This is a genomic window from Phycicoccus flavus (assembly GCF_004025965.2).
GTDB lineage: Bacteria > Actinomycetota > Actinomycetes > Actinomycetales > Dermatophilaceae > Phycicoccus > Phycicoccus flavus.
This window is the reverse complement of the sequence record NZ_SAYU02000015.1, coordinates 19,819-41,524: the sequence shown is the minus strand read 5'-3', so window position 1 is coordinate 41,524 and position 21,706 is coordinate 19,819. Positions and strand designations below refer to the sequence as shown.

21 protein-coding genes and 2 tRNA genes are annotated in these 21,706 nt (G+C 72.2%); 8 read left to right on the top strand and 15 right to left on the bottom strand.

The window, feature by feature from the left end; genetic code table 11:
• Positions 1 to 686: 686 nt before the first annotated feature.
• Positions 687 to 1,079 (top strand): hypothetical protein, encoded by a 393-nt coding sequence (locus tag EPD83_RS06605; RefSeq protein ID WP_128365510.1) that lies wholly within the window; start codon positions 687 to 689, stop codon positions 1,077 to 1,079.
• A gap of 31 nt (positions 1,080 to 1,110) precedes the next feature.
• Complete coding sequence (locus EPD83_RS06600) at positions 1,111 to 2,553, top strand: deoxyguanosinetriphosphate triphosphohydrolase family protein (protein ID WP_128365511.1); 1,443 nt, start codon at positions 1,111 to 1,113, stop codon at positions 2,551 to 2,553.
• 127 nt (positions 2,554 to 2,680) lie between these two features.
• Here the strand turns inward: EPD83_RS06600 and EPD83_RS06595 are convergent.
• The 8 genes from EPD83_RS06595 to EPD83_RS06565 form a co-directional block, all read right to left on the bottom strand.
• Positions 2,681 to 2,753 (bottom strand) — tRNA-Ala (locus EPD83_RS06595).
• Positions 2,754 to 2,802: 49 nt separating this feature from the next.
• A complete protein-coding gene (locus tag EPD83_RS20600) occupies positions 2,803 to 2,925 on the bottom strand; it encodes a DLW-39 family protein (protein WP_235950379.1) in 123 nt (40 codons plus the stop codon).
• Between the two features lie 32 nt (positions 2,926 to 2,957).
• Positions 2,958 to 3,034, bottom strand: a tRNA-Ile gene (locus EPD83_RS06590).
• A gap of 264 nt (positions 3,035 to 3,298) precedes the next feature.
• Positions 3,299 to 3,883 carry a putative immunity protein gene (locus EPD83_RS06585; RefSeq protein WP_128365512.1) on the bottom strand — a complete coding sequence of 195 codons (585 nt, stop codon included), beginning with the start codon at positions 3,881 to 3,883 and terminating at the stop codon, positions 3,299 to 3,301.
• Between the two features lie 335 nt (positions 3,884 to 4,218).
• Positions 4,219 to 4,929: a DUF3566 domain-containing protein gene (locus EPD83_RS06580; protein WP_235950378.1), complete on the bottom strand. Its 711-nt coding sequence runs from the start codon at positions 4,927 to 4,929 to the stop codon at positions 4,219 to 4,221.
• Positions 4,926 to 7,655 carry a DNA gyrase subunit A gene (gene gyrA / locus EPD83_RS06575; RefSeq protein ID WP_128367154.1) on the bottom strand — a complete coding sequence of 910 codons (2,730 nt, stop codon included), beginning with the start codon at positions 7,653 to 7,655 and terminating at the stop codon, positions 4,926 to 4,928. The genes EPD83_RS06580 and gyrA overlap by 4 nt, the downstream gene beginning before the upstream one ends.
• Before the next feature lie 114 nt (positions 7,656 to 7,769).
• On the bottom strand, positions 7,770 to 9,851 hold the full coding sequence (gyrB, locus tag EPD83_RS06570; protein ID WP_128367155.1) for a DNA topoisomerase (ATP-hydrolyzing) subunit B: 2,082 nt from the start codon (positions 9,849 to 9,851) through the stop codon (positions 7,770 to 7,772).
• A 328-nt stretch (positions 9,852 to 10,179) separates the two neighbouring features.
• Complete coding sequence (locus tag EPD83_RS06565; RefSeq protein ID WP_165566379.1) at positions 10,180 to 11,901, bottom strand: HSP90 family protein; 1,722 nt, start codon at positions 11,899 to 11,901, stop codon at positions 10,180 to 10,182.
• Between the two features lie 294 nt (positions 11,902 to 12,195).
• Here EPD83_RS06565 and EPD83_RS06560 point away from each other — a divergent pair, with 294 nt between their 5' ends.
• The gene (locus tag EPD83_RS06560) at positions 12,196 to 12,639 is read left to right on the top strand and encodes a roadblock/LC7 domain-containing protein (protein ID WP_164896339.1); all 444 of its coding nucleotides are present in this window, start codon (positions 12,196 to 12,198) and stop codon (positions 12,637 to 12,639) included.
• Positions 12,640 to 12,674: 35 nt separating this feature from the next.
• Here the strand turns inward: EPD83_RS06560 and EPD83_RS06555 are convergent, their stop codons facing one another.
• Positions 12,675 to 13,703: a helix-turn-helix transcriptional regulator gene (locus EPD83_RS06555; protein WP_165566378.1), complete on the bottom strand. Its 1,029-nt coding sequence runs from the start codon at positions 13,701 to 13,703 to the stop codon at positions 12,675 to 12,677.
• Between the two features lie 49 nt (positions 13,704 to 13,752).
• Positions 13,753 to 13,914, bottom strand: coding sequence for a hypothetical protein (locus tag EPD83_RS06550; protein WP_164896341.1), 162 nt, complete (start codon positions 13,912 to 13,914; stop codon positions 13,753 to 13,755).
• Between the two features lie 460 nt (positions 13,915 to 14,374).
• Here EPD83_RS06550 and EPD83_RS06545 point away from each other — a divergent pair, with 460 nt between their 5' ends.
• From EPD83_RS06545 to EPD83_RS06525, 5 genes are all read left to right on the top strand, one after another.
• Positions 14,375 to 14,779 (top strand): acyl carrier protein, encoded by a 405-nt coding sequence (locus EPD83_RS06545; RefSeq protein WP_165566377.1) that lies wholly within the window; start codon positions 14,375 to 14,377, stop codon positions 14,777 to 14,779.
• A 2-nt stretch (positions 14,780 to 14,781) separates the two neighbouring features.
• A complete protein-coding gene (locus EPD83_RS06540; protein WP_235950381.1) occupies positions 14,782 to 15,564 on the top strand; it encodes a 4'-phosphopantetheinyl transferase family protein in 783 nt (260 codons plus the stop codon).
• Between the two features lie 225 nt (positions 15,565 to 15,789).
• Entirely contained in the window at positions 15,790 to 16,446 is a 657-nt protein-coding gene (locus EPD83_RS06535) for an RNA polymerase sigma factor (protein WP_164896343.1), read from the top strand.
• Positions 16,447 to 16,558: 112 nt separating this feature from the next.
• Positions 16,559 to 16,987: an acyl carrier protein gene (locus EPD83_RS06530; RefSeq protein WP_165566376.1), complete on the top strand. Its 429-nt coding sequence runs from the start codon at positions 16,559 to 16,561 to the stop codon at positions 16,985 to 16,987.
• Positions 16,984 to 17,289 carry a hypothetical protein gene (locus EPD83_RS06525; protein WP_128366923.1) on the top strand — a complete coding sequence of 102 codons (306 nt, stop codon included), beginning with the start codon at positions 16,984 to 16,986 and terminating at the stop codon, positions 17,287 to 17,289. Before EPD83_RS06530 ends, EPD83_RS06525 begins: the two co-directional genes overlap by 4 nt.
• A gap of 446 nt (positions 17,290 to 17,735) precedes the next feature.
• On the opposite strand, the gene EPD83_RS06520 is transcribed toward EPD83_RS06525, so the two are convergent.
• The 5 genes from EPD83_RS06520 to EPD83_RS06500 all read right to left on the bottom strand — a co-directional run bounded on the left by EPD83_RS06520 (position 17,736) and on the right by EPD83_RS06500 (position 21,690).
• Positions 17,736 to 17,948: a hypothetical protein gene (locus tag EPD83_RS06520; RefSeq protein ID WP_128366924.1), complete on the bottom strand. Its 213-nt coding sequence runs from the start codon at positions 17,946 to 17,948 to the stop codon at positions 17,736 to 17,738.
• Positions 17,949 to 17,979: 31 nt separating this feature from the next.
• A complete protein-coding gene (locus tag EPD83_RS06515) occupies positions 17,980 to 19,080 on the bottom strand; it encodes an ABC transporter permease (protein ID WP_164896440.1) in 1,101 nt (366 codons plus the stop codon).
• A gap of 2 nt (positions 19,081 to 19,082) precedes the next feature.
• Positions 19,083 to 20,204 (bottom strand): ABC transporter permease, encoded by a 1,122-nt coding sequence (locus EPD83_RS06510; protein WP_128366926.1) that lies wholly within the window; start codon positions 20,202 to 20,204, stop codon positions 19,083 to 19,085.
• A gap of 2 nt (positions 20,205 to 20,206) precedes the next feature.
• Positions 20,207 to 21,124 carry an ABC transporter ATP-binding protein gene (locus EPD83_RS06505; RefSeq protein ID WP_165566375.1) on the bottom strand — a complete coding sequence of 306 codons (918 nt, stop codon included), beginning with the start codon at positions 21,122 to 21,124 and terminating at the stop codon, positions 20,207 to 20,209.
• A gap of 62 nt (positions 21,125 to 21,186) precedes the next feature.
• Positions 21,187 to 21,690 (bottom strand): DUF2505 domain-containing protein, encoded by a 504-nt coding sequence (locus EPD83_RS06500; RefSeq protein ID WP_165566374.1) that lies wholly within the window; start codon positions 21,688 to 21,690, stop codon positions 21,187 to 21,189.
• Positions 21,691 to 21,706 lie beyond the last annotated feature (16 nt).

Here is a 21,706-nt window from a genome sequence, read left to right as displayed (position 1 = left end):
TGGCGGCGGACAACTCTGACGCCACTTCCTGCTGAAGCTCCAGTGCGCGAGCCTCGTGCTCTCTAGCCTCGATCAGCAGCACAAGGGCCTCTTCGAGTGCCGCCACTCGATCACTACCGCCAGCCGGGGAGTCCCCCAGCGGCCGCCCATTTGTAGGAGATGGTCCGAGTCCGCGGTGCTGACGTAGGGCGTTGACCGCCCAGACAGGTACCCGGAACGGCGCGTTGTAGCCCGCGCCTCGATGGGCTGGCAACCGACCCGTGATTATCAGTCGTCGGACACCCTCCGTGGAGCTCAACCCGAGCAGGGGTGCGGCCTCCCTCAGGGAGTAGGTGGGGCCCACCTCTGCGCCGATCGGCCGCGCACGGTAGTCCCTGTTGGGGTCATAGGCTTCCGCCATGCCATTTCCTGCCAACACGCCACGGTCATGCTCCGTCAAGATGCCATTCGATGCCATTCTACTGGCATGCTGGCGGTTGCGTACACACGAGACCACCGTCGTAGTAGTCGCACGTGGCGTGTCGATCGCCTAGTCTCGCTCCAACGTGCTATGGACCAGTCCGCCGCGAGCGACGAGTATGGCGTTGACCGCACAGTTGACTGTCAGAGCGCCCGCCTACGTTTGGCCATATCGCCAAGGGTAGGGGAGAGACACCATGTCCCAGTCAGTTGAGTCCGAGGAAGGCGTGACCGGCGTGAAGACCCTGGAACAGCCAATCATGACCTCCACAGATGTTGCCGCCGATGACTTTCCGAACCACGCCAATGTCTTGGCGCTAGTCAGCGCCTACACCCAGGCCACGGGGGAACCAATGCCTTGGGCCGCAATCGTGGAAGTCGTAGAGCGCCTGCAACTCGAAGGCAACCCCGCCGGGCTCGAGATGAGGGGTTCTTTGCGCGTCGGGGAGGCACTCGGGGACATCGTGACCGACCTACGCCGGCTCAACCTGCTGCACTTTGGTGTCAACGGCACCGACCTCACAGCGGCCGGTGAGGAAATGGCCTCGCGTTGGAATGGACGGTTCACCCAGAGGCGAGAGAGCGCCACGACGGCACTTCGGGAGCTCCGGGTCATCTGAAGTTTGCTCGGCAGCACACTAGGCTGCCCGTATGCCTTCTCCGCCGCCGGGCTACTCCGAAACTGATGTCGAGCAGTTCGGCTTGGGGTCGGCGGTTGGAACAACAGACTCCGATCACCGGTCTCCGTTCCAGCACGACGTCGACCGTGTCCTCTACACCCCGGAGTTCCGGGCTTTGTCCGGGCGCACTCAAGTCATCGCTGCCGATCAGCTGGGTGTTTACCACAACCGATTGACTCACTCGCTCAAGGTCGCACAGGTAGGCAAGCGCATGGCCTCACTGCTTGCTGCCCGCGCCGTCCAAGACGGTGAAGGCGGGGCGGGACCGGACCCCGACCTTGTGGAAGCGGCCTGCCTGATCCACGACATTGGCCATCCGCCATTCGGCCACATCGGCGAGAAGCAGATCACGAAGACGTTGGACGAGCTGGCCGGCGGCCGCTACGAGAACGGATTCCAGGCCAACGCCCAGAACCTACGCATCGTCACCTACATGGCCGTAAGGCGGGGACGGATGGCTCGGGGGCTTCACCTGACACGAGCAGCGCTCGACGCGAGCGTCAAGTACCCCTGGCGACGTGGGCCGAAGACTGCCCCCGGCAGCGAGGACGACTTCGCCAGCAAGCACTGGGGCTGCTACGCGGACCTAGAGGACACCCTCTTGTGGATCAGTGGAGACGCACAACTCCCTGACCCACCAGTCGAAGCCAAGGATGCCCCCGCCCGGCCCGTCGAGGAACAAATCATGGACTGGGCCGACGAAGTGTCCTACGCGTGCCACGACGTAGATGACTTCTACCGCGCGGGCCTCATCCCCTTGGCCGACATCCTGAACGGCATGCCGAGGACCGCCCTGAAGGCTGGCGGGCGAAACTCGGCCGGATACGAGACGAATCGCTTCCTTGCCTACTTGGAGCGCACGGAGGACGAGGGCTTCGACATCGACTCGGTGGTGCGTGGTCTCTTTAGTGTCCAGAATACGGTTGGGAGCATTCACCCCTACGAATCCGACGCTTCCGGGCGGGGCGAGGCGTCCGCGATAACGAGTGCTCTCATCTCTGCCTTCTTGAGTCCCGATGCGATCCGTCTTGAGCGTCAGAACGACAGCGAACATCTGACTCGCTACGGTGCATCACTCTCCGTGAACCCAGAGTATCGCGAGGCCGTTGTCGCACTCAAGAAGCTTCTCTGGTGCTACGTGGTGGATCGTCCGGGGTTGGCCACCCAACAGGCGGGACAACGTCGAATCCTCGACGACCTCGTGCGTTGGTACGCAAAGGAGCCTGGGCGCCTCCTCGCTGAGGACCGCCGAGAGGAGTACGAGGAGGCCGATCCGATTACGGGCCAACCCGGGCACAGCGACGCGCTGCGGGCCGCCGCTGACACCGTGGCCTCGCTGACCGAAGCACAGGCGGTCCGCATCCACCGGCGACTCTCCGGAGTCGACTACGGACAGGTCACCGATCTCCTGTAGGTGAAGACCTGGAGCCCTGCGGGGAGTGGGGCGCTCGGGCGCACGAATCAGCGACTGCAGTACTTTGCTGGGGTACAGGCGCGTCAGAGGCCCTTCGCGAACCTCGCGAAGGGCCTCTGACCTGCGGTGGAGCCAAGGGGACTCGAACCCCTAACCCCCTGCTTGCAAAGCAGGTGCGCTACCAATTGCGCCATGGCCCCTGGTGGCCGCGGGATGCGCGGCGGTGTCGGGCCGGCGGCCCGGGTGGAGTCAGCTCCGGGGAGTGTCCGTGGCCTCGGCCCAGAGCTTGTTCTCGGCCTGCTTGTCCTTGATCTGCTTGGTGATCGCGAACGCGCCGGCTGCGGAGGCGAGAAGGACGAGGAGCTTCTTCATGCTGGCACCACCTGGCGGGATGAGGGGGTCGGTGGTGGGCCTAACAGGACTTGAACCTGTGGCCTCTTCCTTATCAGGGAAGCGCTCTAACCGTCTGAGCTATAGGCCCGTCGCCGACCGGCGGCGCGCCCTCACAGCGGAGGGCGCGGTGCACGAGGTTACCGCACCCCACCGGGTCGGCCCAAAACGGGTGCGGGAGCGGTCGATGACACGGGTCGTGGTTCACGAAGCCTCCCCGTGAGCCTGAGTTCTGGGCCCCCGCATGCGCCAGGACGGTCGACGGGGCCGCCTCGGACGGGTCAGCGATCCCACGCCAGGTGTCCAGTTGCGGGGCAGCGTCGGGTGATGGTCGTGGATCCAGGAAGGCTGGGTGTCAGTCCGCGCGGAGGGTGGTGTCGAGGGCCGCGAGGAGCAGGGCGACGCGGTTGCCGGTCTGCGGCACCCGTGGGTAGCGGCGCAGGACGTCGCGCAGGGCGTGCGAGGCGCGGTCGGCGGCGTCGGCGAGGGCCTGGTCGGCGACGACGGCCGCGTCCGGGGAGCCCTCACGGCCGTGGACCTCACCGTCAGCGTCAGTGCCTGCCTCCGCAGCGAGCTCCAGGGCACGGGTGGCACAGGCGGCGGAGCCGAGGATGTGGCGGACCTGCCCCGGGTCGGCGAGCGGGTGCAGGTAGGCGGCAGCCGCGGCATGGCCGGCGGCGCGGGCGGCCTCCCGGGCGGCGAGGTCGGTCGACTGGGCACCGGCCCGGTGGGCGTCGACGCTGGCGGTCCGCTGGATCCGGGACCGGGGCGAGCCGTCGGCGAACGTGCGGGCGGCGGCGATGGCGGCGGCGGGTCGCTCGTCGTCCGGGTGGGCGCGCTCGAAGAGCGGGAGCGCGACGGCCGCGCACTCGGCGGCGTAGCGGGCGACGAGGCGCAGGTCGTGGACGCTCAGGCTGATGGGGCGAGCGGCGTCGGACACGCATTCAGTGTTGACGAATTGACGCCCCGGAAACCGTTGTCGAGCACGAGATCGTCCGTTCGGCGAACTTTGGCACCCGGCCGTCCCCGGCCCCGACCTGCGACAACACCCTCAGGGCCACCGCGGGCTGGCCGTGGGGCAGGACACGCAGCCCGCCTGAAGTGGCCATCCCTCAACTCAGGAAGTCGACGCACGAACACCGGGCCACGGGATCCGGACGACGAGCGACGTGCCCGACGCCGCGTCCGTCAGCCGCGATGTACCCAGAGCTCGACGGACCGGGAGACCAGCGGCCGATCACGTCACCAAGACGCCGCGCAGGGCGCCCGCGTCGCTCAGTCGTCGGTGAGGGTGAGGTTGACGCCGCCGACGAGCGCCGAGGAGACGTTGTAGAGGAACGCCGACAGGGTCGCGATCGCCGTGAAGAGGATGACGTCGACGACGCCGATGACGATGGACAGCGACACCACCCGGGTGAAGCCGACGAAGTCGAGGATGTCGAACTGCTGGCCGTCGGACTCGACGACCTGGCCGATGACGCCGTTGACCTGGTCGAAAACGCCCATGGCGTCCAGGACGGTCCACAGCACGACGGTCATGACGACGAGCGCGATGCCGAGCGCCACCGAGAGCAGAAACGACATCTTCATCGCCGACCACGGGTCGATCCGCGAGACGGTGAGCCGGACCCGGCGGGCGCCGGTGCGGCGCGGCGCACCCGGACGGGCCGGAGCACCCTGACGGACGGGGGCGCCACCGGTCGGACGGGGGGCGCCGGGCGACTGCTGCGGACGCTGGGCCGGGACGGCAGCCGTCCGCGGGGCACCGGGGGCGCCGTTCTCGCGAGCGGCGGGCACCGGACGGGTGGGCTCGCCGGCCCTGTCGCTGTCCCCACCGGCCTCGCGCTTCATCCCGCGGTCCTCGGCAGTGGTGTCACGCCCGCCGTCGCCGGCGAGGCGACGCAGCGAGCCGCCGTCGCCGCGCGCCGGCCGGCCGCTGGGAGCGGACGGTCGAACGGGGCGTCCCGCGTGGTCTGCGGTGCTCACTCACGGCCTCCTGGCTCGGCGCTGCCGTCGTCCGACGACTCGTTCTCGTCAGACGACGGTACGGCATCGCTCGTGGCGTCTGCGACTTCCGCCCCAGGGGTCTCGGCAGTCTCCACCGAACCGTCACCTTCGGCCCCGCCGTCGACGTCCCCGGCGTTCGCGCCACCGGCCGCGCCCTCCGGGGTGGCCCCGGCGGTGGCCGCCGACGCCGGGGTGACGTCGTCGCCCGCGGGCTCGAGCCCGGCCTCCTCGGCCGCCTGCTCCGCGACCTTCTCGGGGTTGCGGGCCACGGCGACGACCCGGTCGCCCTTGCCCGGCTTGACGAGGATGACGCCCTGGGTGTTGCGGCCCTTCGGCGCGATGCCGTCGACCGAGGCCCGGACGATGTTGCCCTTCTCGAACACGACGAGCAGCTCGTCGTCGCCGGTCGTGGTCAGCGCCCCGGCGAGGTCGCCGTTGCGGTCGGTGATCTTCGCGACGGCGACGCCGAGCGTGGCGCGGCCCTTGGCGTTCCACTCGCTCGCGTTGGTCCGCTTGGCCATGCCGTTCTCGAAGACGACGAAGACGTCCGGCTCGGTGCCCTCGGCGAGCACCGACATCGACAGCAGCTCGTCGTCGCCGCGGAACTTCATCCCGGTGACCCCGGAGGTCCCGCGGCCCATCGGGCGCAGCTGGGCGTCGTCGGCGTGGAAGCGGACCGACATGCCCTTCCGGGAGACGAGCAGCAGGTCGTCCGAGGCCGAGACCAGCCCGACGCCGACGAGCTCGTCGTCGTCGCGGAGGTTGACGGCGATGAGGCCGCCGGAGCGCGGGCTGTCGTACTCCGACAGCCGCGTCTTCTTCACGAGCCCGCCGCGCGTCGCGAGGACGAGGTAGGGCGCGTCCTCGTAGGAGCGGATGGCCAGGACTTGGGCGATCTGCTCGCCGGGCTGGAAGGCCATGACGTTGGCGACGTGCTGGCCCTTGGAGTCGCGGCTGCCCTCGGGCAGCTCGTAGGCCTTGGCCCGGTAGACCCGCCCGAGGTTGGTGAAGAACAGCAGCCAGTGGTGCGAGGTCGTCGCGAAGAAGTGCTCGACCATGTCCTCGCCGCGCAGCTGCGCGCCGCGCACCCCGCGGCCGCCCGGCTTCTGCGCGCGGTAGAGGTCGACCCGGGTGCGCTTGGCGTACCCACCCCGGGTGATCGTCACGACGACGTCCTCCTCGGGGATCAGGTCCTCCATCGACATGTCCCCGTCGCCCGGCATGATCGTCGTCCGCCGGTCGTCGCCGTACTTGTCGACGATGGCCGCGAGCTCCTCGGAGACGAGGTCCCGCTGCCGCTGCGGCGTCGCGAGGATGTCGCGGTAGTCCTCGATGCGCTCCTGGATCTCGTCGTGGGTGTCGACGATGCGCTGGCGCTCCATCGCCGCGAGGCGGCGCAGCTGGAGGTTGAGGATGGCGCTGGCCTGGATCTCGTCGATCTCCAGCAGCTCCATGAGGCCGGTGCGCGCCTCCTCGACGGTCGGGCTGCGGCGGATGAGGGCGATGACCTCGTCGAGCAGGTCCAGCGCCTTCAGGTAGCCGCGGAGGATGTGGATTTCCTCCTCCGCCTTGCGCAGCCGGTGCTCGGTGCGGCGGCGGATGACCTCGATCTGGTGCTCGACCCAGTACCGGATGAAGGCGTCGATGGGGAGGGTGCGCGGCACGCCGTCGACGAGGGCGAGCATGTTCGCGCCGAAGGTCGTCTGCAGCTGGGTGTGCTTGTAGAGGTTGTTGAGGACGACCTTGGCGACGGCGTCGCGGCGCAGGACGATGACGAGGCGCTGGCCGGTGCGGCCCGAGGTCTCGTCGCGGATGTCGGCGATGCCGGCCAGCCGGCCGTCCTTGACGTGCTCGGCGATCTTCTGCGCGAGCGAGTCGGGGTTCACCTGGTAGGGCAGCTCGGTGACGACGAGGCACTGCCGGCCCTGGATCTCCTCGACCTCGACGACCGCGCGCATGATGATCGAGCCGCGGCCGGTGCGGTAGGCGTCCTCGATCCCGCCGTGGCCCATGATGAGCGCGCCGGTGGGGAAGTCCGGGCCCTTGACCCGCTGCATGACGGCGGCCAGGGTCTCCTGGCGCGGGGACTCCGGGTTGCGCAGGACCCACTCGGCGGCCTCGGCGACCTCGCGCAGGTTGTGCGGCGGGATCTGGGTCGCCATGCCGACGGCGATGCCGGCGCTGCCGTTGACGAGAAGGTTCGGGAAGCGCGCCGGGAGGACCGAGGGCTCGAGGGTCTTGCCGTCGTAGTTGGGGACGAAGTCGACGGTGTCCTCGTCGATGTTCGCCACCATCTCCATCGACAGCGGCGCCATCCGGCACTCGGTGTACCGCGGGGCGGCGGCGGGGTCGTCGCCCGGGGAGCCGAAGTTGCCCTGGCCCTGCACGAGCGGGTAGCGCATCGACCAGTCCTGCACGAGCCGCACGAGGGCGTCGTAGATCGCGCCGTCGCCGTGCGGGTGGTACTGGCCCATGACGTCGCCGACGACGCGGCTGCACTTGTTGAAGCCGCGGTCGGGGCGGTAGCCGCCGTCGTACATCGCGTAGAGCACGCGGCGGTGGACGGGCTTGAGGCCATCACGGACGTCCGGCAGCGCGCGGGAGACGATGACCGACATCGCGTACTCGATGTACGAGCGCTGCATCTCGGCGTTGAGGTCGATCGGCTCCGTGCGGTCGGTCTCGATCGGCGGCTGCTCGGTCATCGTGGTCCTTCGTCAGAGCGGATGGTTCGCAAGGCATCGGCGGGGTTCGCGTGGCCGGTCGACCCTTGCGGACCCCGGGCTTCCCGGATGGGGCGGGAAAGTCGGGGGCGGGGGTCAGATGTCGAGGAAGCGCACGTCGCGGGCGTTGCGCTGGATGAAGCTGCGGCGGGACTCGACGTCCTCGCCCATGAGGACGCTGAAGATCTCGTCCGCGGCCGCGGCGTCGTCGAGGGTGACCTGGAGCAGGACCCGCTGGTCGGGGTCCATCGTGGTCTCCCACAGCTCCTGGTAGTCCATCTCGCCGAGACCCTTGTAGCGCTGGATCGGGTTGTCCTTCGGCAGGCGCCGGCCCTTGCTCTGGCCCTCGGCGACGAGGGCGTCGCGCTCGCGGTCGGTGAAGGCGAACTCGTGGGCGTGGTTGCTCCACTTGAGGCGGTAGAGCGGCGGCTGCGCGAGGTAGACGTAGCCGGCCTCGATCATCGGCTTCATGAACCGGAAGAGCAGCGTGAGCAGCAGCGTCCGGATGTGCATGCCGTCGACGTCGGCGTCGGCCATGAGGACGATCTTGTGGTAGCGCGCCTTCTCGATGTCGAAGTCCTCGCCGATGCCGGTGCCGAAGGCCGAGATCAGCGCCTGGACCTCCTGGTTGGCCAGGGCCTTGTCGAGCCGGGCGCGCTCGACGTTGAGGATCTTGCCGCGGATCGGGAGGATCGCCTGGGTGTGGGGGTTGCGGCCGCGGACGGCCGAGCCGCCGGCGGAGTCGCCCTCGACGATGAACACCTCGGACACCGCGGGGTCCTTGGCCTGGCAGTCGCGCAGCTTGCCGGGCAGCCCGCCGGACTCCAGGACCCGCTTGCGGGTGGCCTCGCGGGCCTTGCGCGCCGCCATCCGGGCCGTCGCCGCCTGGATCGCCTTGCGGACGATGTCCTTGCCCTCGCCGGGGTGGGCCTCGAGCCAGTGGCCGAACTCGTCGGTCATGGCCCGCTGGACGAAGCCCTTGACCTCGGAGTTGCCGAGCTTGGTCTTGGTCTGGCCCTCGAACTGCGGCTCGCCCAGCTTGACCGAGATGACGGCGGTGAGACCCTCGCGCACGTCCTCGCCGGTGAGGTTCTCGTCCTTGTCCTTGAGGAGGTTGTTGCGCCGCGCGAAGTCGTTGACCAGCTTGGTCAGCGCCGCGCGGAACCCCTCCTCGTGCGTGCCGCCCTCGTGGGTGTTCACGGTGTTGGCGTAGGAGTGCACCGACTCGCTGTAGGAGGTCGTCCACTGCATCGCGAGCTCGAGGGAGAGGGCGCGGCCCTCGTCCTCGACCTCGATGCTCACGATGTCCGGGTGCACGGCGTCGGTCTTCTTGCTGGAAACCAGGTGGCGCACGTAGTCGACGATGCCGTCGTCGTACCGGTAGCTGACCGAGCGGGCCGTCGTCCTGCGGGTCTCGCCGGTGGACTCGGCGTCCTCGGAGTCCTCGACCTGGGCGACGTCGCTGTCGACGCCGTCGAGGTCGGGCTCGCCCTCGTCGTCGGTGGCCTCGACCCGCTCGTCCGTGAGGTTGATGGTGAGGCCCTTGTTGAGGAAGGCGTACTGCTGGAACCGCGCCCGGACGGTCTCGTAGTCGTAGGTGGTGGTCTCGAAGATCTCGGGGCTGGCCCAGAACGTGATGGTCGTGCCGGTGCGCTCGGTCTCCTCCATCGTCTCCAGCGCGCCGGTGGGGACGCCCCGGTCGAAGGACATCCGGTGGGCCCGGCCCTTCTGCCGCACGCAGACGTCGAGCCGGGTGGAGAGGGCGTTGACGACCGAGGAGCCGACGCCGTGCAGGCCGCCGGACACCTTGTACCCCCCGCCGCCGAACTTGCCGCCGGCGTGCAGCTGGGTGAGGACGAGCTCGACGGCGCTGACGCCCTCGGTGGGGTGGATGTCCGTGGGGATGCCGCGGCCGTTGTCCTTGACCCGGACGGCGCCGTCGGCCATGAGCGTGACGTCGACGGTGTCGGCGTAGCCCGCGAGCGCCTCGTCGACCGCGTTGTCGACGATCTCCCAGACCAGGTGGTGCAGTCCGCGCTCGCCCGTGGAGCCGATGTACATGCCCGGGCGCTTGCGGACGGCCTCGAGACCCTCGAGGACGGTGATCGCGGAGGCGTCGTACGCAGGGCCGGCGTCGGCGACGGGGTCGACCACGGGCTCCGTCGCCAGGTCGGCCACGGGGACGTCGGGGTTCTGCTCGGGCTGGTCGGCCACGGGTCTCCTTCGGGCTGGCCGGACCGGCTGCACCGGTCCTGCACACGGAGCGCACCCGTGGTGGTCGTGCCGCTCCGGACCGGGATCCCCCACGGGCGCGCGCTCTGCCCGTGAGTCTACCGGTCGGCACCGACGAGACACCGCCTGGGAGGCCCGTGGCGGCCATTTTCCGGGAGTTGTGGGTGGCTCCACGAGTCCCCACACGTGACCGGGGCCCACAGCGGCCCTGACCGGGCTCCTGCGGCCGGCCCGTACCGGGGAGGACGGACCGGCCGCAGGCGCCTCGCCGACCTCAGGACGAGGCGCGGCTGTGGCAGTCGATGCCGTCGCGGACGAGAGTCGCGACGGCGTCGGCGTGCCGGGTCAGGGCGGTGCCGTCCAGGGGCACGCGCGCCAGCAGCATCCCGACGCCGTGCAGCGCGCGCACCGCCGCGCCGACGTCGAGGTCGTCCGAGGCGTCGAGCAACGCCCGCACCGCGTCGTGCCGGGCGTTGAGCAGCAGCGTCGAGCGCGTCCCGGTCGGCTCGCCGTCGACGCCCTCGTGCGGCCACCACAGCACCGGCCGGTCGGCGGGCGAGACGTCGGCGACCCCGAGGGTCACCCCCTCCGGGAGCGCCGACGACGCCCTGGCCACGAGCCGCTCGGCCGCGGCGGCGTCCGGGGCCGCCCCGACCTCGGCGATGTCGGCCGCGTCGGCGGAGGTGACCTCGCGGAACAGCCGGCCCTCGGGGTCGAAGGCGGCGACCAGGCCCGCGTCGTACGGACCGGAGGCGTCGAGGACGAGCGTGCCGGAGTGGCGCGCCAGCTCCTCGAGCGCGGCGTAGACGGAGGCGTCGGTGACGTAGCGGACCTCCTCGCCGACGGCGTGGAGCCCGTCGAGGGTGCGGTCGCCGAGCGTGGTGCGGAAGGGCATGGTCGAGCGCAGGAGGTCGAGCATGTCGGCGCTCTTCAGCGCGAGGGCCTTGAGGCCGCCGGCGTGCAGGCGCATGACCTCCTCGTAGGCGTGCGGGTGCATGGCCTGGACGAGGATGAGCTCGCCGATGAGGACGTGGCCGAGCCGCTCGCGGGCGACGGCCAGCGCCTCGGACTCCTGGAAGGACTCCCGCGAGGCCGTGAGGGGCAGGTCCCCGCCGTCGATGACCGCGCGGCAGAAGAAGGCCCACCCGGGCAGGACGTGGTTGTCGCTGTCGGCGACGAGCATGCCCTTGGAGTACAGGCGGTCGCCGGTGCGGTGGCCGGGCATCGCCGTGTAGGGCAGGACGAAGCCGACGCCGCGGACCCCGCCGAGCGAGGAGTCCAGGGGCACGATGCCGAGCGGGTCGAAGCCCATCCGCTCGCGGCACCACTCGAGCTGCTCCTCCAGGGGCAGGTCCCACGGCGGGGTGACGCCGGAGACGACGGTGCCGTCGACCTCGACGGTGATGGGCAGGTGCTCGGCGAAGGCGGCCGCGAGCTCGTGGGTGCGCTCGGCGGTGCACCAGTCCAGGTCGTCGGCCCGCGGGTACACGCGGATCTCGGTGCCGGGGGAGTCCAGCGGCTCGTCGGCGACCGAGATCGAGAAGGTGCCCTCGGACCGGCCGACCCAGAGGATGGTGTCGGCGTCCTCGGTGCGGGCCGAGCGCGAGCGGACCTCGACGGTGTCGGCGACGAGGAAGCACGAGAGGAGGCCGATGCCGAACTGCCCGAGCAGCTGGCGGCGGGCCCCGGCGAAGTCGCCGCGCTTGCTCGTCCCGCCGATGGTCGCGAGGAGGGCGTGCATCTCGTCGGCGGTGAGGCCGACCCCGTCGTCGCGCACGACCAGCGGCGAGAAGGGCGTCGCGGGCGTGACCCGGATCCCCCGACCGGGGCCCTCGTCGAGCCGGCTGCGCACCTCCAGGGCGTCCACCGCGTTCTGCAGCAGCTCGCGCAGGTAGACGCGGGGGCTGCTGTAGAGGTGGTGGCTGAGGACGTCGACGATGCCCCGCAGGTCCACCTGGAACTGCTGGGGTCCGGCGTCACCGGAGCTGTCGACCACGTGGAGCGTGTCGGTCGAACGGACGACCCTGGCCTTACGCACGGGCGCTCTCCCTTCTGCACTACTAGCCTGCGCCGCATGGGTTGGTGGAGATCGATGGCACCCGCAGCGGCCGAACGTGCGGAGGCGGTTCCGGACGCAGAGGCGGGACCGACGTCCGCGGACGTCGGCTCCGACTCCGTCCCCGGAGTCGCCCCTGCTGACGTCGACACTGCCGTCTTCGCGCCCCCACCGCCGGACGAGCACGACCTGCTCGTCCCTTCGGCCGACGGCGAGCGCCCGAACGGGGGACGGGTGCCCGCGGGCCCCGGGCCGGCCCTCGTCGAGCTGCCGACCGTGCCGGTCGCGGGCCCCTCGGCGCCGCTGGAGGGGTCGGACCTGCCGGGCGCCGTCGTCCGCGAGGCGATGGCGATCGACGGCGCGCTGGCGGTCGCCGTGGCCGACAGCACGACCGGCTCGCTCCTGGCCCGGACCCCCGACCCGGACCGGCTCGACCTCGCCGACGCCGTCCGCGACTACGCCGCCGTCGTCGCGTCGATGCACGAGACGCTGGCGCGGATGGGACGCACCGACCACGTCGAGGACGTCCTCGTCACGTACGGCGGGCAGTACCACGTCCTGCGGATGCTGGCCGCCGACCCCACCGTCTTCGTGCTGCTCGTCCTCGACCGCCGCTCGGCGACCCTGGCGCTGGCGCGGATGCGGCTGTCGCGGGTCGAGCGCGACCTGCGCCGCTGACCCGACCGGCGGCGCCGGTCCGCGCCCGGGGACCGCTAGGCGGGCGGGTCGGTGTCCCCGGTGTCGTCGAGGCCCTGGCGGACGAAGGCCATCCCGAGCTGGAAGCGGGTGTCGACGCCGAAGCTCTCGAGCATCCCGGACAGGTAGCGCCGCAGGGTCCGCGAGGAGATGCCGAGCCGGCGCGCGATCGCCTCGTCCGTGCGCCCGGCCGCGAGCTCCTGGAGGATGGCGAGCTCGACCTCGCGCGGGACCCGCTCGTCCCCGACGGCCTCGTCCTCGATGCGGCGGCCCCGCTCCCAGAGGAAGTCGAAGATCTGGTGCAGGTAGGCCAGCACCGACGGGTCCTTGACGACGGCGGCGCTGGCCTCGCCGGAGACGACCGGGATGATCGCGTGGTCGTCGTCGATGAGGATGATCCGGTTGGGGATGATCGAGGCCGTGCGGACCTCGGCGCCCTGGCGCTGCATCGTCTGCAGGTAGGCCAGCGACTGGTGGTAGCGCAGCGCCGTGTGGGTGAAGAGCTGCCGGTAGGCGATGCCGCGGGCCAGGAGCCGGCCGTCGGCCTCGAGGGAGGCCTTGAGGACCTCCGGTGAGGCCATGGTCGGGTGGGCCGAGGCGACCGACCGGCGGATGCCGGCGCTCAGCTCGTCCAGCCGGGCACCCACCTCGTCCGAGCCGTACAGCAGCTCGGCGCCCGCGGTGAGGAGGCGGCTGCCGGCGGCCGTCCGGTACAGCGGCGCGAGCTCGCGGAGCATCGTGCGCAGCTGCACCGCCTGCCGGAGGCGCTCGTAGGCGTCGGCCTCCCGCGGACCGACGAGGTCCTCGGCGGCCTCGGTGGGGCTGACGGCCTCGTAGCGGCCCCCGCCGGCCCGGTGGACCAGCCGCAGCGCGGCGAGGCGCTCGAGCGCGCCGTCGACGTCGACCTCGGGTCCGATGACCGGCCGGGCGGCGTCGAGGTCACCCCCGTGCTCGAGCAGCACCCCGTAGACGACACGCATGTCGGGGTCCAGCCGCGGTGGGCCGGACCCCGACACGGTGGTCCTGCGGTGATCCTCGTCCGGCACGCCCCGCCCCCTTCTGGAGCGGCACGCTACCAGCGCGGAGCGGATGCCGTCAGAGGCCTCCGTGCGCGGGCCACCAGAGGCCCTCGACCGTGATCGAGGTGCCCGGGGCCGCGCCGGTGACGACAGTCGGGTCCTGGGCGTGCGCGGCGCTGGCGGCGATGCCGGCGCCGATGATGGCGGTGAGGACGATGACGTGAATGCGCTTGATCATGGCTGCTGTCCTTTGCTGCTGCTGCTGGCGATGGGTGTCGTGCTGGTCCCCTGCGGGGTGCTGCTGCTGGTCGTGCTCGTCGTGCGAGGTGCCCCGGGATGCCCCCCGGTCGCTCCGCCGTCGGGGCGACCGGGATCAGTCAACGGAGCGCGGCCGGGGAGGGACAAGGGGGAGGAGATGTCCGTGACCGGTCAGCCGATGACCGACGTCGGACACGACCTCGACCGGCCCCGACCGGCCCGCGGTTGTGGCTCGTCCTCGGGAAGGGGTGCGCCACAACCTCTTCGAGGGCCGGCTGGGCCGGTGGGCAGGTCCTGACCGGCCGTCCGCGGACGGCCCGCGTCTCACGGGGTGGTCGCCGGACCGGCGAGGGACGGTCCGTCGCCGGTCCCCGCGGCGGTCTTCCCCGGTGAGCCCCCGGGTCGTCGTGAGACCCGGGACGTCACGCGGGAGGACCGCCATGCACCTCGTCCACCGGGAGCCGGCCGCCACGGTTCCAGCCGTCGTCACCGCCGGGCGGCGTCCGTCACCACCTCGTCACGCCCCGGCCGCACCCCTCGGGCCTCCCGGGCCCGCACCGGTCGACCCCGAGTCGCTCACCACCTGGCTCGTCTCCCGCGTCGCCCGGCTGCTCGGGGTGGGTCCGCACCTCGTGCGCGCGGACCAGGACGTGCGCGACCTCGACCTCGACTCCGCGGAGGCCCTGCTCCTCGTCGACGACCTGGAGAAGGAGCTCGGCGTCCGGGTGCCGGCCGGCTGGCTGTGGCTCACCGGGTCGCTCGGCGGCCTCGCGGAGCAGGTCGTCGCGGCCGGGCCCACGGTCCTCGTCGCCATCGGGACGGGCGCGCCGGGGTGGCCGTCGTGACCATGCGCCTCGGGCCGGGCTGTGACCTGTGGGTCCTCGCCGAGGCGGACGTGGACCGGGTGGCCCACCGTCTCGGCGGCCTCCAGGCGCTCTCGCCCGACGAGCGGGCGCGGCTGGACCGGCTGGTCCGGCCCGGGAGCCGCCGCCGGCACCTGGGCGCCCGCGTCCTCGCCCGCTGGGCGATGTCCCGCTACCTCGGGGTCCCCCCGGCCGTCGTTGAGTTCGCCCAGGGCCGCTTCGGCCGGCCGGTGCTCGCCGACCCCGCCCGCGGTCCGGACTTCAACCTCACCCACACCGACGGGATGATCGCCTGCGCGGTGACCCCCCGGGGCCGCGTCGGGGTCGACGCGGAGACCTACCCGGCCCGCCCCGACTCCGTCCGCCTCGTCGGCAAGGTCCTCACCGAGCGCGAGCGCGCGCTGCTGCTCCAGGCCCCACCGGGAGCGCGTCCGGGGATGCTCGCGGAGCACTGGGTGCTCAAGGAGGCCTACACCAAGGCCCTCGGACTGGGGCTGCACCGGCCCTTCGACTCCTTCGACATCCGCGACGGCGGCCTCGGGCCGGCGCTGCACGACCCGCACACCGACGCCCTGCCGCACCGCGACTGGACCCTCCAGCTGCTCCGGTGCGGCGCCGGGCACGTCATGGCGCTGGCGTCCGCCGCCGGCGTCCCCCCGGGGTCCATGCGCGTCCTGGACGCCGCCCTGGTCCTGGCCGACGTCGACGGGGCCACCGCGGCCGCGCTGCCGCGGCTGCAGGCCCGGATGACCGCACCGGCGGCGTGAGATGTCCACACCCGGACAGTCCGCTTCACGCCACCGCTCCTGCGTTGTGGACGCCGCCCGGCGCGGCCCACGATGGGTCACGGAGGCCCCCGGGCGTCCGTCGCTCAAGGCCTTGAGCTCCTTCACCACCGCAGGTCCGACGACGCACCGGCCACGCCTGGCCGGTCCCGCCGGACCGGGGGACACCGCCGTCGGCTCGTCCGACTCCACGAAGGGCTCAACGAGATGACCACTGCACCGACCCGACCCGCCGCGCCCGTGCTCGAGCCCGGCACCCCCGCCCCGACCGAGGAGGCCCCCGACCTCTCGACCCTCGACACCGCGGCCCTCGTCGCCCGGTGCCGGGAGGGCGAGCAGGCCGCCTGGACCGCCCTGACCGACCGCTTCGGCCGGCTCGTCCACAGCATCGCCCGCCGGCACCGGCTGAGCGCCGCCGAGTGCGACGACGTCGCCCAGGCCACCTGGCTGCGGCTCGTCCAGCGCATCGACAGCATCCGCACGCCGGAGAGCTGCGGGGACTGGCTGGCCACCGTGGCCCGCAACGAGTCCCTGCGGATCATCACCCGCGAGCGCCGCGCCACGCCGATGGCCGACCCCGCGGGCGACACCGCGGCGTCGTCCTCACCGCACGACGACCCCCTGGTGCGGGTGCTCCGGGACGAGGAGCTGCGCACCGTGGCCGACGCCCTGGCCTCGTTGGAGCCGCGCCACCGTGAGCTCCTCCGGCTCGTCCTGCTCGACCCGCCGCTCAGCTACGCCGAGATCGGCGAGCTGCTGGGGATGCCCGCGGCCTCCGTCGGCCCGACCCGCACACGCTGCCTGCGGCGCCTGCAACGGGCCATCGAGGAGCGGTCCGTGACCGAGGACCGTCTCGTCGGCTGACCGCCGCGCCGGCGGCCGGCGGTCCGGGCTCCTGTCCGGATCGCGGCCGCCGGCGGTTCTCCTCCCGTGAACGGCGCACACCAGCGCGCCACCGACGGAGCGGAGCACCGCAGTGACCGACCCCAGCACGAGCCCGGGCGACCGGGCCCTCGCCGTCGTCCGCGCGACCGTCGCGACGACGCTCGACCTGCCCGTCGGGGCCGTCGGGGCCGTCGACACCCTCGTGGACGCCCTCGGCGCGTCGTCGTTCGACCTCGTCGAGATCCTCTTCCGGCTCGAGGAGGCCTTCGGGCTCGACCGCCCGTTCGACGACCTCGCCGACCTCCTGCGCGGCGAGCTGCCCGCCGGTGACTTCTCCCGGCCCGACGGCCGCGTCACCGACGCCGGCCGGGCCCGCCTGGCCGCGGTGCTCCCGCCCGCCCGGGCCGACCTCCTGCCCGACCCGGTCCCGGTCGCCGACCTGCCCGGCATCGCCACCGTGGGGGCCCTAGCGTCCGCCCTGGAGCGGCACGCCGGCGTCCGGCCCGAGGGGGCCCGGTGAACACCGGGGGCGGCGTGCGCGTGCACGCCGCGCCGGTGCCGCGCGGGTCGAGCATCACCGCCGCCGTGCGCCGGCTCACCGTGGACGCCCTGGACCCCGGGCCCGCCCTGGCCCGCCTGGACCTGGTCCGGGTCGAGGTCGTCGACCGCGAGGTGTGGGTCGAGCTGCTCGAGCCGCTCGCCTCGTTCGCGCGCGAGAGGGGCTGTCGCACCGTGCGCGCCCACGTCCGCGAGAACGGGGACGCCGCCGTCGTGGCGGTCGTCCTCGTCCGGCACCCCCAGCCCGTCCTCCGGGCTGCCTGAAGGGCCGGCTCGGGCGGGGCGTTGCTGCCGCCCACGTCCGGGTCGAGGGGAGGAGCACGCCGTCCGCACTCTGTCCTGCGGGCGGCGTGTTCCGCTGTCCGCGGGCGGACGCCGGCGCGCTCGCCTCGAGACCCCGCCTCTCCCCCGACGCCCCGACTCTTCGCCGGCGGCCCCCGGCCCCCGGCCCCCTTCTCCTCCGGGGACGAGGCCCGTCCGCCGCGACGTAGCCCCTCCGGGCCACCTCGTGGCTCCCGCCCAGCCGGCCCGGCCCGCTCACCGCCCGCCCGTGCGCGCGCGGACACGCGTGTTCCTCCCGGCCTCGACGGCCGCGTCGAGGTGAACGGCCCCGCTCGCCACCACCACGCGAGGGACCCGCGCTCCGCCGGTCGGGCGGGGCGCGGGTCCTCGGGGGGTGCGGCGGGTGGCGCCGCACGGTCGGGGGGCCGTCAGTCGGTGGCGACGGCCGCCGCGTTCATCCAGCGAGTGCCGACGACGGCCAGGACGAGGCCGACGACTCCCATGCAGATGCCGGACCACGGTTGGGCCGGGCCCATCCAGGCGGTGAGGACGGTGTCGAAGCCGGCCTGCCGCATGAACGGGGAGCCGAAGCCGAGGACGACGAGGGCCGAGCCGATGGCGCGGATGATGCGAGGGTTCACGTGCTTCTCCTTCGGGTGGTGGGGACCGGCGTCAGACCCTCTCGGAGGGCAGCCGGGACAGGGCGGTGAACAGGACCACGGCGAGGACCCCCAGCAGCAGCAACGGCCGCACGAGGTCCCAGGTCGGGGGGGTGAAGCCGCTGAACAACGTGCCGTTCAGCTGGGTGACCCACGTCGTCGGCAGCACCTGCGCCACCTGCTGCATCCACGTCGGCATGATCGTGAGCGGCCACAGGGCGCCGCCGAGCATGGCCGCCGGCAGGGTGACGGCGGTGACGAGCAGGCGTCCCACCGACTCCTTCTCGGTGCGGCTCACGAGGAGCAGCCCGACGCTGATGGCGACGACGTTGAAGAGGGCGTAGGCGAGCACGAGCAGCGCGCCGCGGCCGGGGGACAGGCCCACCGGGACGTGGAAGACCCAGCGCATGGCCGCGACCATGAGGAGGAACTCGGCGACGGCGACGAGCGCGAACAGCGCGACGAGCTGCAGGTAGTAGGTGAGGGTGCTGCGGGTGGCGACGAGGATCCGCTGGGTCGTCGTCATCTGCTTGTCCTTGAGGAACACGAGGATGTTGCTCATCGTCAGCAGGAGCATGACGAAGACGATCATGTTGAACGAGGACTGCAGGACGGTGCGCTGCGGATTGCCGAGCACCTGCGTCGACGTGCGCACCGGGGCCGGCGCGGCGTCGTACCGGTCCAGGGCGCGCTCGAGGCCCTGGGCGGTGTGGGTGGTGCCGGCCAGGTAGGCCAGCGTCGAGACGATGCTGTCGAGCCGGGTCGCGAGGAGGACGCCGTTGGCGGACACGCTCCCCTGGTCGACGTGGGCGTCCAGGGCGTCCGGGTGGCCGGCGACCTCGGCCGGGGTGCCGTCGACGGCGACGAGCACGCCCGCCGCCGAGGACCGGTCCGCGACCGCCACGGTCGTGTGCTCGACCCCGGCGGCGTCGAGGCGGCCCTCGACGAAGCGGGCGAACGTCGGGTCCGGCACGGACACCGCGACGGTGAGCTTCGTGGCGTTCTCGTACTGCAGCACCACGCCCTGGACGAGCACGAGCGGCATGACGACGGCGACGAGCAGGGCGAAGGGACGCTTGAGCAGCCGGCGGGCGTAGAGGAGGAAGACGCTCATCGTCATCGCACCCCCACCCGGCGGACCATGACGGCCGAGGCCAGGAAGACCGCACCGCTCAGCGCGAGGCAGGTGAGCAGCGGGGACCAGTCCGGCCGGATGCCGGAGACCTCCCGGAAGAGCGCCGACTGGAAGACGTGGTTGACGGTGAGGTCCTGGAGCCGCCCGGTGTCGAGCTTGACGAAGCCGCCACCGAGGAAGGTCATCACCGGGATGAGCAGGGAGACCAGCGGGTCCAGCCACGGCCGGCTGCGGCCGAGCAGCCCGAGGAAGAGGCCGAGGACGTTGAAGAGCACCGCGGCGACGGCGACGATCGCGGCGACGACGAGCGGGCTGTGCCCGAGGTCGGCACCGAACAGCGCCACCGCGGCGCCGACGACGACCCCGCCCTGGATGGCCGAGGTGAGGGTCCCCGAGACCACCTGGGCGGCGACGAGCTGCAGGGTCCCGGTCGGCGAGGCGAGGTAGCGGTCGCCCAGCGGGCCGTCGTACTCCTCCTTGACGAAGTTCATCGTGTTGCCGAGGCCGTACAGGAGGATGAGGACGAGCATCGTCACCGTGTAGTAGGTGATGCCGGTGACGCCGGCCGCGGGGTCGGTGCTCGTCGGGGTGCCGCTGCCGACGTAGTCGCCCAGGGTGTACGCCGGGGGGTGGGCGCGCCCCGTGGCCGCCTGCGCCCGGGCCGCGTCGCCGACGGTGTCCAGCGCCACCTGCGCCGCGGCCAGCCGGTCGACCTGGGAGTCCAGGGCGGTGAGGCCGACGGTCGGCGCGGTGCCGTCCGCCAGGTCGCTGCCGTAGCCGGAGGGCACGGTCGCGAGGACGTCGACGTCGCCGGCGGACAGCGCGCCGCGCCCGGTGTCGACGCTCGGGTAGGCGTGGACGGCGAAGGCGCCGCTCGCCGCGAGGGACGCGACGAGGGCTCTGCTGCCGGCCGAGGAGTCGAGGTCGACCACGCCGAGCGAGGTCTCGTGGGTGGCGGTGCTCGCGTGGGTCTCGGACGTGAACGTCGAGGCGAGGGCGTTGCCGAGGATGACGATGAGGAGCAACGGCATGACGACGAGGTTGAGCAGCACCGAGCGGTTGGTCAGCTTGCGGCGCATCGAGGACAGGACGATGGCGGTCACGGTCAGTCCCTCAGCGCCTTCTTGGTCAGCCGGAAGAAGACCTGCTCCAGGTTCGGCGGGATGTAGGTGAAGCGCTGGACCTTGTCGTCGAAGCGGTCGGCGATGAGCCGCATGACGTCCAGCTGGCCCTCGGGGACCGAGACGCTCACGCCCCCGGACCGCTGCTCGAGGATCTCCAGCCCGGCGAGGTCGTCGGCGTCCACCGTCGTGCCCGTCGTCAGCTCGAGGTCGACGATGGCCTCCGGCGCGTGGGCGTGCAGCAGCTCCTCGAGGGTGCCGCCGCAGAGGTAGGTGCCCTCGTCGATGACCCCGATCGTCGTGCAGAGCCGCTCCACCTCCTCCATGTAGTGGGAGATGTAGACGACCGTCGTGCCCTGGTCGCGCAGGGTCTCGATGGACTCCAGGATGTGGTTGCGCGACTGCGGGTCCACACCGACGGTGGGCTCGTCCATGATGACGACGTCGGGGTCGTGGACGATGCCGCAGGCGATGTTCAGCCGGCGCTTCATCCCGCCCGAGTACTCGCCGGGCTGCTTGCCGCGCTCGTCCCACAGCCCGACGAAGTCGAGCACCGTGCGGGTGCGCTCCTCGAGGTGCTTGCCGGACATCCCGTTGAGGCGCCCGAAGAAGCGGACGTTGTCGTGGGCCGACAGGTCGTAGAGCAGGGCCAGGTCCTGCGGGACGTAGCCGATGCGCCGGCGGGTGCGGGTGGTGAGCGGCTCGCCGAACCAGGTGACGCTGCCCTCCCCGGCCCGGTTGAGACCGAGGAGGATCTTCACGAGGGTCGACTTGCCGGCGCCGTTGGGGCCGAGGAGGCCGAAGATCTGGCCCCGCTCGACGGCGAAGGTGACGCCGTCGAGGACGGGGCGTCGCTTGTGGTAGCGGAAGGACACGTTCCGGCACTCGAGTGCAGTGGGCATGCGCGGTCCCCTTGGGGTGAGAGACGTGGGCTGACAGTGGTCCTGGGGAGAAGACCCCGCGGTCAGCGGATCCGGACAGCGCCGGCGGTCATGGCGGCGGCCTCGCCGGCGTGCACCCGGGCGGCGGTCGCGGCCACGACCTTCTCGACCCTGCGGCCGATGACGGGCAGCGGGACCGAGACCTCGGCGGCGAGCTCCCAGCGGCAGCCCTCGCCCTCGGGGACCACCGTGTAGGTGCCGCGCACCCCGCCGCGCCCTTCGACGGACTCGACGACGACGACGGCGGTGAGGGTGGCCGGGCCGAGCGTCCAGACCTCGGTCCGGTGGTTCTCCGGGCCGTGCTGCGGGAAGCGGGAGGCCATCCAGCCGGGCAGCTCGTCGCGGCGGCCGAAGTAGCGGGTCTCGATGCGGACCCCGTCCCCGCTCCCGGCGAAGCGGACGAGGACGGGGTCCTCGCGGCCGGCGGCCTCCAGCCGCCGGACGGCGTGCTCGGGCGTGCGCAGCAGGTCCGCGACCGCGGCGAGCGGCAGGTCCAGCCGGACCGACCGGGTGATCGTCGTGCTCATGGGTGCTCCTGGGGGG